The organism is Parabacteroides sp. CAG:2 (assembly GCF_000436315.1).
In the GTDB taxonomy this organism is placed as follows: domain Bacteria; phylum Bacteroidota; class Bacteroidia; order Bacteroidales; family Tannerellaceae; genus Parabacteroides; species Parabacteroides distasonis.
On record NZ_FR885328.1, the window covers coordinates 89,014 to 102,518 of the forward strand.

12 protein-coding genes and 1 pseudogene are annotated in these 13,505 nt (G+C 39.6%); 9 read left to right on the forward strand and 4 right to left on the reverse strand.

Translation table 11 applies throughout. From position 1 onward, the window contains the following. Positions 1-38 precede the first annotated feature (38 nt). The 4 genes from QVP94_RS16505 to QVP94_RS16520 all read left to right on the forward strand — a co-directional run bounded on the left by QVP94_RS16505 (position 39) and on the right by QVP94_RS16520 (position 3,635). Positions 39-1,448, forward strand: a complete 1,410-nt coding sequence (locus QVP94_RS16505) for an Atg14 domain-containing protein (RefSeq protein ID WP_227793793.1) — start codon at positions 39-41, stop codon at positions 1,446-1,448. A gap of 173 nt (positions 1,449-1,621) precedes the next feature. Continuing rightward, on the forward strand, positions 1,622-1,975 hold the full coding sequence (locus QVP94_RS16510) for a DUF3244 domain-containing protein (RefSeq protein WP_005860342.1): 354 nt from the start codon (positions 1,622-1,624) through the stop codon (positions 1,973-1,975). 79 nt (positions 1,976-2,054) lie between these two features. Beyond that, positions 2,055-2,564, forward strand: coding sequence for a hypothetical protein (locus QVP94_RS16515; protein WP_022193021.1), 510 nt, complete (start codon positions 2,055-2,057; stop codon positions 2,562-2,564). A 27-nt stretch (positions 2,565-2,591) separates the two neighbouring features. Continuing rightward, complete coding sequence (locus QVP94_RS16520) at positions 2,592-3,635, forward strand: hypothetical protein (protein WP_022193022.1); 1,044 nt, start codon at positions 2,592-2,594, stop codon at positions 3,633-3,635. Between the two features lie 78 nt (positions 3,636-3,713). Here the strand turns inward: QVP94_RS16520 and QVP94_RS16525 are convergent, their stop codons facing one another. Further along, on the reverse strand, positions 3,714-4,145 hold the full coding sequence (locus QVP94_RS16525; RefSeq protein WP_022193023.1) for a hypothetical protein: 432 nt from the start codon (positions 4,143-4,145) through the stop codon (positions 3,714-3,716). 228 nt (positions 4,146-4,373) lie between these two features. Between QVP94_RS16525 and QVP94_RS16530 the strand changes: the two genes are divergently transcribed. The 3 genes from QVP94_RS16530 (at position 4,374) to QVP94_RS16540 (ending at position 7,306) form a co-directional block, all read left to right on the forward strand. Then, the gene (locus tag QVP94_RS16530; RefSeq protein WP_005860336.1) at positions 4,374-4,961 is read left to right on the forward strand and encodes a DUF5025 domain-containing protein; all 588 of its coding nucleotides are present in this window, start codon (positions 4,374-4,376) and stop codon (positions 4,959-4,961) included. Between the two features lie 112 nt (positions 4,962-5,073). Beyond that, positions 5,074-5,529, forward strand: coding sequence for a hypothetical protein (locus QVP94_RS16535; RefSeq protein WP_005863718.1), 456 nt, complete (start codon positions 5,074-5,076; stop codon positions 5,527-5,529). A 331-nt stretch (positions 5,530-5,860) separates the two neighbouring features. Beyond that, positions 5,861-7,306, forward strand: a complete 1,446-nt coding sequence (locus QVP94_RS16540) for a PA14 domain-containing metallophosphoesterase (protein WP_022193025.1) — start codon at positions 5,861-5,863, stop codon at positions 7,304-7,306. A gap of 53 nt (positions 7,307-7,359) precedes the next feature. Here the strand turns inward: QVP94_RS16540 and QVP94_RS16545 are convergent, their stop codons facing one another. After that, positions 7,360-9,039 carry a SulP family inorganic anion transporter gene (locus QVP94_RS16545; protein WP_005860327.1) on the reverse strand — a complete coding sequence of 560 codons (1,680 nt, stop codon included), beginning with the start codon at positions 9,037-9,039 and terminating at the stop codon, positions 7,360-7,362. 289 nt (positions 9,040-9,328) lie between these two features. Here QVP94_RS16545 and rbr point away from each other — a divergent pair, with 289 nt between their 5' ends. After that, positions 9,329-9,907: a rubrerythrin gene (gene rbr, locus QVP94_RS16550; protein ID WP_008777696.1), complete on the forward strand. Its 579-nt coding sequence runs from the start codon at positions 9,329-9,331 to the stop codon at positions 9,905-9,907. 75 nt (positions 9,908-9,982) lie between these two features. Here the strand turns inward: rbr and nadB are convergent, their stop codons facing one another. Together nadB and QVP94_RS16560 are read right to left on the reverse strand one after the other, a co-directional pair. Continuing rightward, positions 9,983-11,554: an L-aspartate oxidase gene (gene nadB / locus QVP94_RS16555; RefSeq protein WP_022193026.1), complete on the reverse strand. Its 1,572-nt coding sequence runs from the start codon at positions 11,552-11,554 to the stop codon at positions 9,983-9,985. Positions 11,555-11,707: 153 nt separating this feature from the next. Further along, on the reverse strand, positions 11,708-11,914 hold the full coding sequence (locus tag QVP94_RS16560) for a hypothetical protein (protein ID WP_009016546.1): 207 nt from the start codon (positions 11,912-11,914) through the stop codon (positions 11,708-11,710). Here QVP94_RS16560 and QVP94_RS16565 point away from each other — a divergent pair. Continuing rightward, positions 11,900-13,405: pseudogene (locus QVP94_RS16565) on the forward strand (TonB-dependent receptor domain-containing protein); the annotation flags it as partial. The gene QVP94_RS16560 and the pseudogene QVP94_RS16565 overlap by 15 nt on opposite strands. Positions 13,406-13,505 lie beyond the last annotated feature (100 nt).

A 13,505-nucleotide genomic window follows, 5' to 3' on the forward strand; every position in this document is an offset into this window, starting at 1 on the left:
AACAAGCGAAGATTGGTTTGTATTTGGGGCGTTCGTATGTGGAAGATAAAGAGAACGAGAAAGCGATGAAGGTTTATTTGCAAGCTTTGGATATCGCTTTACGCAGTGAAGACTATAATCAAGCCGGATATATTTGTAGCTATATGGGAGATCTGTATGATTTCGAGGGTAATTATCTGTTAGGAAAGGACAAATATAAGGAAGCGGAATCTTATTTTCGAAAAGCGGGTAATATGCGAAGTTCGGCTTTCGCCTTGCGGGATGTGGGAAGAATGTATGCGTTTTCGGATTCTTTGGATATAGCGTTAATTTTTTTGTTGAAAGCGGATACTATTATAGTTGAAGTAGGTGACTCTTCTGATATAGGGACTATATATAATGGAATAGGAAATATTTATAATATGTTAGGTAATAAAGAGTTAGCTAAATTGTATTTGTGGAAAAATGTCAATATGTCAGATTTTGATGACGCACCAAGTTACAGGACATTGGCTGGTATATATATAGAAGAAGGCGATTTTAAGAATGCACGTATTTGTTTGGAGAAAGCAAGTGTACCTAGTTTTAATGATATGACCCGTTTTTCGGTACTTTATGGTTATTCTTTGTTAGAGAAAGCGGAGGGTAATTGGGAAAAGGCTTGGTTTTACTTGGATGAATATAACAGTGCCTCAGATTCGATCTTGACGATACGAAATAGGGAAAACATAATAAAAATAGAAAAGGAATATGAGCATTTAAAAATATCATTGGAAAATATGCGATTAAAATCGGATAAACAAAAGTATTTTATCTATTGGGTAATATCTGTATCTATTCTTTTAATATTATTATGGGTCTTTCAAATACGAATTGATAGAAAAAATAAAAGACTTCTTAAGCAGGAAATCGATTTGTCGAATAAGAGTAATGAATTATTCAGACTACGGGATAATTTACGTAACAAACAAGATAGATTAGAGGCTTTATCTATTCAATTGTCTGAAAAAAATGAAAAACTGAATGAACTTGATTCAAGAGAGAAACTGGAGAAAGAATATGAACAAATAAAAAAAGAAGAGGAAACCCTCGTCCTTCGGATAGCGGAACGGCGTAAGGATCTATTCTTATCATCCGCTATAGCCAAGAAAGTAATCAAGCTATCCCAAAAAGTAGTACCGGGAGCTACCAAATCTCCACTATCAGAAAAAGACTGGCAAAATATTATTACGCAAGTGAATGAGGTTTATCCTTTTTTAGCGGATCGACTCGCTGCGTTTAATTTATCTGCCGCCGAATTGCGTTATTGTTATTTGAGCTTGTTGGGTTTGGATTCGATAGGTGAATCTATCCTGTTACATATCCAGCCGGATTCGGTAAACAAGCGTCGGCAGCGTGTACGCCAAAGGTTGGGAATCATAGCGAAAGAGCTTGATTTATGTGCTTATCTTATTAATAGTGTACAATAGATTGATAAACAATAGCTTCTATTAATATTGGCTTTACCCTTTGTCCTGCTAGTTGATTTATAATCAATTAAATATTAGTTGATTATGAATTTCGTTTGTCGCTTATTATTTAGCGTTATATTTGCTTGTTTCTTCTATAGGCTTGATCTTTACGTTGAAAAAATAAAAACGAAATGAGACAGCTTAAATTGTTATTAGCGGCAATAGCTTTATTATGGGCTATGCCATGCTGGGGTAAGCCTATAGATCTACATGGTAAATGGGAACATAAGAAAAAATCCATTCCAATAGGTTTGCCAATGGATGCATCGATTGAGGAGGCTAATAGAGAACTGATAGTAAACTTTCACGAGGATCTTGGTGATGTATGTGTTATCGTCACTAGTTCTACGGGAGAAGTGATCTATAATGAAAAGGTACAAACGAGTACTATGCCATATTTAGTAATACCTCTAAAAGTAAGAGATCAAGAAAAAGGAGTATTACATATAATGAATGATTATAATCATGTATTTGGGGATTTTTAAATTTAAACTTTTGTATTTGTAAATGATATAGGAGTAAAAATATAATTTTCTATTGTTTTACCTTTTAAAAAGTAGTATTATGAAAAAGGTGTATTTATTATTTATTTGCTTAGTTTTTATATCATCTTGTAATGATGATTTAGTGATGGAAAGAAATGATATATTATCTACAAATAATATAGAAATTTCTATTCATGATTCTCTTCTAATGAATAAAGACTTAGTTTTGAAAAAAGATTTTGCTAAAGCATTATCAAAAGTTTTTAATGAAAGCCTAATGGCTAGAAATTTGATTAAAAACGAGGCTTTAAAAATGATTGATAATGATTATGATGTTCTTTATCAATTAGTAAAAGATGAGATGCTGGAAGATAATATTACATTTGAACAGTATATAGGGAAATATATTGAAATGGATAAATTATTATCTATTAATGAAAAGTTTCCTACTCTAACAATTTTTGTTCCAGAATTACCTAAGAATTCGTTCTCTGCTGCTCTTTGGAATACTGATAAAGAAATACCAGTTGTTGCTGTTAGAACTTGTATCAGTAACGATGTTCCTATATATGATAAGGATGGGGAATAAAAAATTATAAAATCAGATCTCATTCCTATGTATCCTATTGTTGTATTAAAGGATAATGAAAGAATCGTAGCGAATGAATATAGTAATTTGTCTAGAAGTAATTTTAGTAGTACTAATTTTACTTTTTCTTCTAAATCGGGAATAACTTATTCTTTTCTTGGAGAATCTTTTAATAATATGAAACAAAAAAACATTTTAAGATCTCGAAATGTAAATAAAAGTATGAAAGATAGATTACAAAAATCAGTTGATGCATATAATATTTATAAAAATAAGGATGGATGGCATAGGGACTATATATATTATGATATGGTTCCAGGTTCAGATAAAGGTGTATTTGTTTATGATTATAAAGAAACACTATATTCTTTCCAAATGAAAGGGGATCCAAATATAGCTTTCCAAAAGATATCAGATCAAACAGGAGATGCACAGTTAGATTATGATCAAATATTTAATCCTAGGCAATCTTATAAAGCTACTCTTTGGACTGATGGTAAATTTGATTTTTTAGTTAAAGTATATGTTGGAACAAAAAGTCCTATAGGGACAGAACAAACTTTTTCTTTTGGCGTAAAACTAGAAGATCTATTTAGAGTATCTTACAAAGATATAGGAGGAGGTAATTCTAAAGTTGATGGTGTAAAAGAATGCCTAGTTGTTCCTCTTGATTTACCTCTGTTTGAATGGAATATAGAAAATTTTAGTTGTGTAATAAAAATTTCTATAGAAGAAATTGATGGTACAGAAACTCAAAGGACGCTTAGCCAAACTACTGCTGAATTTGCAGGAAATTTTGAACTTAATCCTGTAAAAGGAGTTTTTGAAAAAGTAGGATTGAAATTTGGTGCAAGTGCGAAAAAGACAATTACGACTACATTTGAAAAAACATTTACATTGGGTAATGATGAATTGGGGGATGTTATTGTTAATTTTTATGATCCTGTTGTTCTTTCTGGTGATTGGATTGAATATGCAGGACGTAGAGATACGGCATATTCAATTCCATTAAATAGTAAATATTATAATGGTTATTATAAAATAGAGTTGGCTCCTTTGAAAATGTATTAATGGATATGCTTATATGAATAAGCTAAATATGAAGTAAATAGTTTATAAATAACTATTTACTTCATATCTTAAATATAATTAGTAATAAAATGTAATAGTTTCTTTTATTTGATTTTGACGGTTTAACCAATATGAGTGAGAAATCATATTACTATTAGTGTCATGGATGAAAACTGTAATAGAATGAATAGTTTCTTCTGGTTTTATTTCTAGATAGCCATCTATATTTGTTCTTTTTACTTGATTAGGTATAATTGTATTTTTACCATTAGAGTATATACCATTCCCTTTATCTGTGTAATTTGCGAGATCAATAGGTGCTATATCATAATAAATGTATGCTATTGCATTATAAATAGGTGTTTTTGTGTTATCTTTGCTAATTCTAAGCACTTTTATTTCAATATATGATTCACTAATCTCTTCTATGCCATTATCTTTATTACAAGAAGATAGAATTACTATAATAAATAGTAAAATGCTAAGTTTATTAAATGATGATTTTTGCATGGCTTATATTTTATGTTGATTAATATTTCAAATGTAGTGAATATATTGTAATAGGCTATATGTAAAAATATAATTAATGTCTTTTTGTGTAAAATAGAAATAATAAAATACGGTTTACTTTATTGTGATCTTTTATATACATTGAGGATAGGGGTATTTGATGGTTTCCTGTCTTATAAGAAAACAATAGTCATTATGGAATTAACAACTGAAAAACGGAATATCTCTATGCTTTACTGGGATGAAGCTAAAAAAGGAATGATGGCAGGTTTCATCTTTTCTTTATTCATTCTTTTACTATTCTCATTCGTTTCTTGTGACAAGGATGAGGATACTTCTTTTGAAGAAACTCCTTACTATTTGGGGTACTTTGAAGGAAAGGTGAATAGTCAAGATATTTCTATAGCTAATCAGTCGAACTCTCATTCTTTCATTGATCATGGAAATTTTTGGCAGGAGGTAAATACCGATTTAAGCGGTTTCTATTGGGAGATACCATTAGGAGTGCATATCTCTGACTATCCTTATCCTATGCTGAGGATCTCATTGATTCCATTGAGAGAAGGAGAATATCTGATCGATAAGGGTAAATTATTGAATGAAGAGATAGAATCTACTGTTAGGATCACGAAAGATGACGCTAAAATAGTGTATCATCCACTGAAATCTTCATTTCGGATACAAGTGGATAGTATTCGTTTTCATGAGGGAAGTGGTACCCCTTATATTGAAGGGAAGATGGAAGGTATTTTATATAATATAGAGAATTCGGAAGATTCGATCGTCATAAAAGACGCTATATTCGGAATACACTAACTTGGAGCCGAATAATGATATAGAAGCAATATTTAGATTGAATGGGAGTTCTATATCATGATATGTCGAACTTTTATTCAATCTAAATATTAATATTAATACCTTGTAAGTAATGAAGAAGTTGTTTGTTCTGTTAATATTGCTTTTATCTTTTGGTCGATCGCAGGCCGCTGATATAGAAGCTCGTACCGGAATACTAGGAGGAGATGGATGGGGGCTTCAGACGGGGGCGTATATAAACTTTCCACAATCACGGTTGTTTTCTATACAAACGGGATTGTTGCTGCATACCGCAGGGAATTCGTTTTCATATGGAGATGATTGGAATATTGATTTTTTTGTACCCGTGTATGCTTCTTTTCATATTCCGTTGAGCGATAAAGTGAATCTCCGATTAAATGCGGGTGCTTACACCGGTAGTGGTGAATATTGGAATCTGGGAGCTACGGCGGCGGCCGGTATAGAGGTAAAAAGATTTTATGTGGGAGTGAACTATTTCCAGAATTGTGTCAATGACCGGGATTTGAAATTGGGGTTGTCGGTTGGATATAAATTCACATTATTTTAATCTTTTATATATTTTGAGGATAGGGGTATTTGAGCGTTTCCTGTCTTACGATAAAAACAACGAGAATTATGGAGTCAACAAGTAAAAAACAGAATACCCCTAAACTTTGGTACTGGGGGGAACCTAAAGGAGGAATGAGCCTTGAGGATTGTGAGAAAATAGTAAAAGAGATCCCGCATTTTGACAGGAAAACCCGGCTTGCGGATATGTATATAGCTTTTGTTTGACAGCAAGGGTTTCATTGTGGCATTTAACATAAGGAAGAGAGCCTGTTTTTATACATCGCTCTCTTTTTTTTATAACTTAGCCCCCAATTACTAAATCGAAGAACATGAAAAAGACTTTTTTATTAGCGATCGCCTTGTTGTGCTTTTGCGTTCCGATGAGCTTATTCGCACAAAAACAGCTTGCTTTCAAGGATGGGAAATTCAAGATCGTCCAATTTACAGACATTCATTGGGATCAGAAATCATCTAAATGCGCTAAGACAGTCGCTACGATACAATCCGTATTAAAGGCGGAGAATCCGGATGTGGCAATGCTGACGGGCGACGTGGTGACAGCAAACCCCGGTTTGGAAGGATGGAAGTCGGTGATCGGGATCTTTGAGGAGGCCAAGATACCGTTTACGGTCATGATGGGAAATCATGACGCGGAGATCGTCCCCAAGGACGAGATTTATGCCATGCTTAGTAAATCACCTTATTTTATGGGCGAGAAGGGACCGGGTGATATCCATGGAGCCGGAAACTATGTGGTACCGGTCTACAGTTCGGACGGAAAGAAACCGGCGGCCTTATTGTATTGTATCGACTCCAACGATTATCCTACGCTGAAGGATTATGGCACGTATGATTGGATTCATTTCGACCAGATCCATTGGTATCGTGAGCAAAGTATGCGCTATACCAAGGAAAATGGCGGCAAACCGTTGCCAGCCTTGGCTTTTTTCCATATTCCTCTGTTGGAATATAATGAGATCGTTGGGGCGGAGACTACATTAGGACAGAAAGAAGAGGGAATCGCCTCTCCCAAGATCAACACGGGCTTCTTCGCTTCCTTGGTGGAAATGAAGGATGTGATGGCTACTTTCGCCGGGCACGATCATGATAACGATTATATAGGAGTGTTATATAATGTGGGGCTAGCTTTCGGGCGTGTATCCGGATGGGACGCTTATGGAGATTTCGAGCGGGGTGGCCGTATCATTGAATTGCGTGAAGGCAAGTTTGAGTTTGATTCATGGATTCGTACCCCGTCCGGAAAGGAATATACGTATTATTATCCATCTGGCCTGACCTCTAAGGATGAGGAAACGATGGAATTCTTACCCGCCAAAACGGTAAAACCTAAAAATCACGGGGTAGCTTATACCTATTATGAAGGTAAATTTAAACATACGGATCAGATCGCTTCCGGGACAAAAGTGAAAGAGGGTACGATGAAAAATATCTCTATTCAGGAGGCTCCGGCCAAGGATCATTTCGCTTATGAGTTCCGTACGTTGATAAATATCCCTGAAAAAGGTGTATATCGCTTTTATACGTATTCGGATGATGGTTCCAAACTATTTATAGACGGTAAAGCTATTGTTGATAATGATGGCTCTCATAATGCTCGTATAGCGAAAGGAAAGGTAGCGTTAGACGCTGGTTTCCACGAATTACGTGTTTTGTATTTCGAGGATTATATGGGCGAGGCCTTGGAGGTCGGGGTTTCCTGCCGTAAAATAAAGGAAGCTGTCTTACCAGAGGACTGGTATTATTTACCGGAATAAATATCCAGTTGTAGAGACGCAGCATGCTGCGTCTCCCACTGTCTGATAGTATCTTAGTCTTGTACGGCAGCTTTCGCTTTCTCTACTGCCTCATTGATATTACTGCAAATATTTTCTGCGCCAATCTTCTTATCGAATCCGGATTTTGTTAATACACGATGTACATGTTCATTGACCCCGGAAAGTATCATATGGATATGCTCTGCCTCGGAAAGACGGAAAAGACTTTCCAAGTTATGCAGACCGGTAGAATCTATGAACGAAACCTTACGCATACGGATGATGCGGACTTTCGGTTTATCTCCCATACTTTTCATGATGCCGTCGAACTTATTCGCTACGCCGAAAAAGAACGGACCATCGATCTCGTATACCTCTACACCTTTAGGCAGGGAGAGGACTTCCTCGTCATGATGAATCTCGCCCTCGTCGGAAAGATCGATCTCATCCGTGGTGACGGATACATGCGTGGTCTCGGCCACACGGCGCATAAAGAATAACATGGCGATCAAAAGACCGATCTCGATAGCGATCGTAAGATCAAAGATAACCGTCAGGAAGAAAGTCACCAACAAGACGGATACGTCGCTTTTCGGGTTTTTCATCAAGGAACGGAACGTACGCCACTCACTCATATTATAGGATACGATGATCAATACGCCAGCCAGACAAGCCATTGGAATGTGTTTGGTAAGCGGTCCGAGGAAAAGCAAGATCAATAATAATACGATGGCGTGAATAATACCGGCAACCGGAGTTCGTCCACCATTATTTATATTGGTCATTGTGCGGGCGATGGCGCCGGTCACGGGAATACCGCCAAAAATAGGAACGATGATATTCGCCGCGCCTTGGGCGATTAGTTCCGTATTCGAATTATGCTTGTCGCCTGTCACACCATCCGCTACCGTAGCGGATAATAAAGACTCGATAGCCCCGAGGATAGCGATCGTAAAGGCGGAGGGAAGCAATAAGTTGATAGTTTCCATATTAAACGTGATCGGAGCCGGGGCTGGCAAGGAAGCGTTAATAGTAAACCGGTCTCCAATCGTCTCGATACCTGTAATACCCAAATGATTACGCATAATGTAAACAACGATCGTCATGATGACGATAGCGATCAAGGAACCCGGAATTTTCTTCGTTAGCCTCGGGCTTAACGTAATGATCAGGATACTAATGATACCGATAACGAATGCCCAAGGGTTAACCGTATCGAACGCCCCGAAATATGCGATCCATTTAGAGATGAAATCGGCGGGGACTTTATCCATAGTCAATCCAAATAAGTCTTTCATTTGTGTCGTGAAGATAGTGATAGCGATACCACTCGTGAAACCTACGACAATCGGGTAGGGGATAAACTTAATCACGGTACCGAGCTTCAACACGCCCATCAATACCAGAATAATACCCGCTATGACGGTAGCGATGGCAAGCCCTTCGATACCGAAGTTCTGTATAATGCCATAAACGATCACGATAAACGCTCCGGTAGGTCCGCCGATCTGTACGTTGCAGCCTCCTAAAAGGGAGACAATGAATCCACCGATAATAGCCGTGATCAATCCTTTTTCCGGACTTACCCCGGAGGCGATACCAAAAGCGATGGCGAGTGGTAGGGCAACTATGCCGACAATTATACCCGCCATGAGATCCGTCATGAACCTCTCTTTGGAATAATTTCTCAGCGCCGTAAAGAGCTTGGGCTGAAAATCAAATTTGTTCTTCATTTTTCTTCTTGCCTGTTTGATTTGAGGATGCAAAGTTAATAAAATAAAGAAGATGCAAAAAATCTAAAGACGCATTCCGATTTTGTGTAAACAATTTAGGAGGATTTGTTGTTTCATAATATAAAGGTAGAGAAGTTGCTCCTTGATAAATAAGTGATATCTATCTCCCGATAGATATTATTTAATGTTTGCGTAATCGATGTTTGGAAACAAATTCTTACTTTTGATCGGTCATAAGAAAAACGATATACAAAACAGACTCATTAATTTACTACATAAAATTAGCATTATGGAAAAAAGTATTAAAGGTACACGTACCGAGCAGAATTTATTGAAATCATTCGCCGGAGAATCTCAGGCAAGAAGTCGTTACACATTTTTCGCTAGCGTAGCCAAGAAAGAAGGTTACGAGCAAATCGCAGGTGTTTTCATGGAAACAGCCGAGCAAGAGAAGGAACACGCTAAACGTTTCTTTAAATTCTTGGAAGGTGGAATGGTTGAGATTACCGCTTCTTATCCTGCGGGCGTAATCGGAACAACCGCTGAGAACTTGGCAGCCGCGGCAGCTGGTGAGAATGAGGAGTGGGCTGAATTGTATCCTGAGTTCGCTAAGATCGCAGAGGAAGAAGGTTTCCCCGCTATCGCTGTAGCTTTCAAGATGATCGCTAAGGTAGAGGCAGAGCATGAGAATCGTTACCGTAAGTTATTGAATAATGTAGAAACAGGTACGGTATTTGAGAAAGCTGAGGCTATCTTGTGGCAATGTCGCAACTGTGGTTTCGTATTCGAGGGCAAGAAAGCTCCGGTTAACTGTCCGGCATGCGCTCATCCGCAAGCTTATTTCGAACCGATGAAACAGAACTATTGATAATTAAAAGTTGAGAATTGAAAATTGAGAATTACTAACTATGTTAATTCTCAATTTTCAATTCTCAATTTTCAATTATTTAACCGGTGGATAATCAATCGTATAATGTAATCCCCGGCTCTCTTTCCGTTCCATCGCTTGACGAGTGATCAAATAACCTACATTGATCATATTACGCAACTCACATAATTCACGGGATGCCTTACAACGTTTGAAAAGGCTCTCTGTCTCCTCATATAAAATATCCAAACGGTTCCACGCACGGATCAAACGTGTGTTACTACGAACGATACCTACATACGCTTCCATGATCTGGTTTACCTCTTTCATGCTTTGAGTGATCAATACACGCTCTTCATTGGTGATCGTTCCCTCATCGTTCCATTCCGGTACATCTTGGTTAAACTCATAGCGATCCATGACGCTTAATGAGTGTTTCGCCGCAGCGTCGGCATATACAACTGCCTCGATCAATGAGTTTGAAGCTAAGCGGTTACCACCGTGCAGGCCGGTACAAGAACATTCTCCGATCGCATATAGGCGACGGATGCTGGATTGCCCGTTTAAGTCTACCTTGATACCTCCACATAAATAATGGGCCGCAGGGGCTACCGGGATGTAATCTCTCGTGATATCGATCCCTAAGCTGAGGCATTTCTTATAGATATTGGGGAAGTGTTTCTTCGTCTCTTCCGGATCTTTGTGCGTCACGTCCAAATAGACATGGTCTTCACCCCGTTGTTTCATCTCGCTATCGATCGCACGGGCTACGATATCACGGGGAGCCAAGGAAAGACGGGGATCATATTTATGCATGAACTCCTCGCCGCCAAGGTTTCTCAATACAGCTCCATATCCGCGCATCGCCTCGGTGATGAGGAAAGAGGGACGGTCGCCCGGATGATACAAGGCGGTCGGGTGGAACTGGATAAACTCCATATCTTTTACGGAGCCTTTCGCACGGTAAACCATGGCGATACCGTCTCCGGTAGCTACCAGCGGGTTTGTCGTATTCCGGTAAACGGCCTCGCAACCGCCTGTCGCCATAACGGTTATCTTTGACAAGAAAGTATGTACCTCGCCCGTATCCTCGTTCAATACATAGGCACCGAAACATTTGATACCGGGGGTATGGCGGGTGACGATAATGCCCATATGGTGCTGGGTGATAATCTCTACCGCATAATGGTTCGTGAATACGGCGATGTTGGGATGGTTGTTTACCGTTTCTATCAAGCTCGTCTGTATCTCGGCTCCCGTATTGTCGGCATGGTGCAGGATACGAAACTCGGAGTGTCCTCCTTCTTTATGCAGATCGAATTCTCCGCTTTCTTTCTTATCGAAATTAACTCCCCATCGGATAAGCGCCTCGATCTGGGCAGGGGCCTCGCGCACGACTTTCTCCACGGCTGCCCGGTCGCTGATCCAATCGCCGGCGATCATCGTGTCTTCTATGTGCTTCTCGAAATTATCTACTTTCAAGTTGGTTACGGAAGCGATACCTCCTTGTGCGAAATATGTGTTGGCTTCTTCTTGTCCGGCTTTACAGATAAGTGCTACGCTCTTGCCCTCATTGGCTACTTTCAGAGCGAAACTCATACCGGCGATTCCTGAGCCTATCACTAAGTAATCGAATCTTTGTACCATGTTTTCTACTGTTTAGGCTCACAAAGTTAGGGATTAACTGATTAGGTTGTTCCTTTTGCGCTTGCTTTTCGTACAAAATAAATATTGACTACAGGTTTCCCGGATAGAGCCTTGCGGGTTGTGTTACTGCAACCCGGCTTGCAGTGGAGGTCTTTAGAATTGGACGGATAATCCCAGCGTGAAGGTACGGGCTACAGGATAGATGGAAGTGGTCTCGATACCGGGTTCTACGCCATTCACGTTGATATTAGCGGGATCGCCTCCGGTATATCCGGTAAGTGTAAATACATTATTTACCGAGAAATAGCAGCGTAACGATTGAATCCATTTATTGTCTGGGAGAGGGGACAAAAATATCATTATACGGGATTTAGCGCCGGTGCCCGTGGCTTTGAGACGGATTACTTCGGTTATAACAACCTGAAAGCGGGTGGTACGGTGAAATACGGAGACGTGACTTCTTTCCAAAACGAGAATCGTCTGGCCTCATTCATGGGTCGTTTCAATTATATGTATGACAACCGTTTTATCGCCACCGTGAACTTACGTGCGGACGGTTCCTCTAAATTGGGTATGAATAATAAATGGGGCTTCTTCCCTTCCGCTTCCGCCGCTTGGGTGTTGAATGAGGAGGCTTTCTTGAAAGACGTGGATTGGCTGAGCCAGTTGAAACTACGTGCGGGTTATGGTCTGACCGGTAACCAAGATGCTATCGAGGCTTATAACTCGTTGGCTTTGATGAGCCCGAACGGTGTGACTTCCGTCAATGGAAATTCTACCGCTACCTATGGCTTTACACGTAACTCGAACCCGGACTTGCGTTGGGAGGTGAAAAAGACATTCGATGTGGGTGTGGACGCTGGTATCCTCGATGGCCGCTTTACGTTGACCGCCGATTGGTATACTTCCAAGACTACGGATCTGTTGTATAAATACGCGGTTCCGGTTCCTCCGTTCGTATATCCGGAATTATTGGCGAACTTGGGAGAGATGACCAACTCCGGCGTGGAATTGGCTGTAAGCGGTGGTATCGTGAAGACCAAAGACTTCGACTTCAACATGGGCGTGAATTTCTCTTACCAGAAGAATAAATTGAACTCCTTGAGCGGTTCTTATATGGGACAAGAGTTGCAGGCGAAACAATATATGGATCTGTCCAGTATGAGTGGTGCCGGTTTCGTAGGAAACAACCGTGTGGTTTATCAGATGGTAGGCCAGCCTGTCGGAGTGTTCTACCTTCCTCGTTGCTTGGGCTTGACTCCGGCTTTGGATGAGAATGGAAACGCTATCGAAGGCCGCTATATCTACAACTTGGATCAGACGATCGATGGAAAAGAGGGTTTGGATACCAATGATGGTGGCGACCGTTATATCGCCGGCCAAGCCATGCCGAAATATTATCTGGGAATGAACTTCAGCTTCCGCTACAAACGCTTTGACTTGATGACGCAGATGAACGGCGCTTTCGGTCATAAGATCTTCAACGGTACATCGCTAGCTTATATGAACTTGAGCCAGTTCCCTACATACAACGCGTTGGCTAAGGCTCCGGAAAGCAAGATCTACGACCAGTCGATCTCTGATTATTGGTTGGAAAAGGGTAATTATTTGAATATCGATTATATTACGTTGGGTTACAACATCGATTGCAAGAAGATCGAGAAATACGTGAAGAATATCCGTGTGACATTCTCGGTGAACAACGTAGCTACGATCACGGGTTACTCCGGTTTGTCTCCGATGATTAACAGTACGACGGTCGATAAAGATAATAATGACCTAGGTATGGATAACAAACGTTTCTATCCGTTATCCCGTACGTATTCATTAGGTTTGAGTGTTAACTTCTAAATCCATTTAAAGAGTCATGAAAAAGAAATTTATATATAGCTTTATGATAGCCGCTGCCGCCGCGGCATTTTCTTCCTGTTCTAATTTTTTGGAAGAGCGT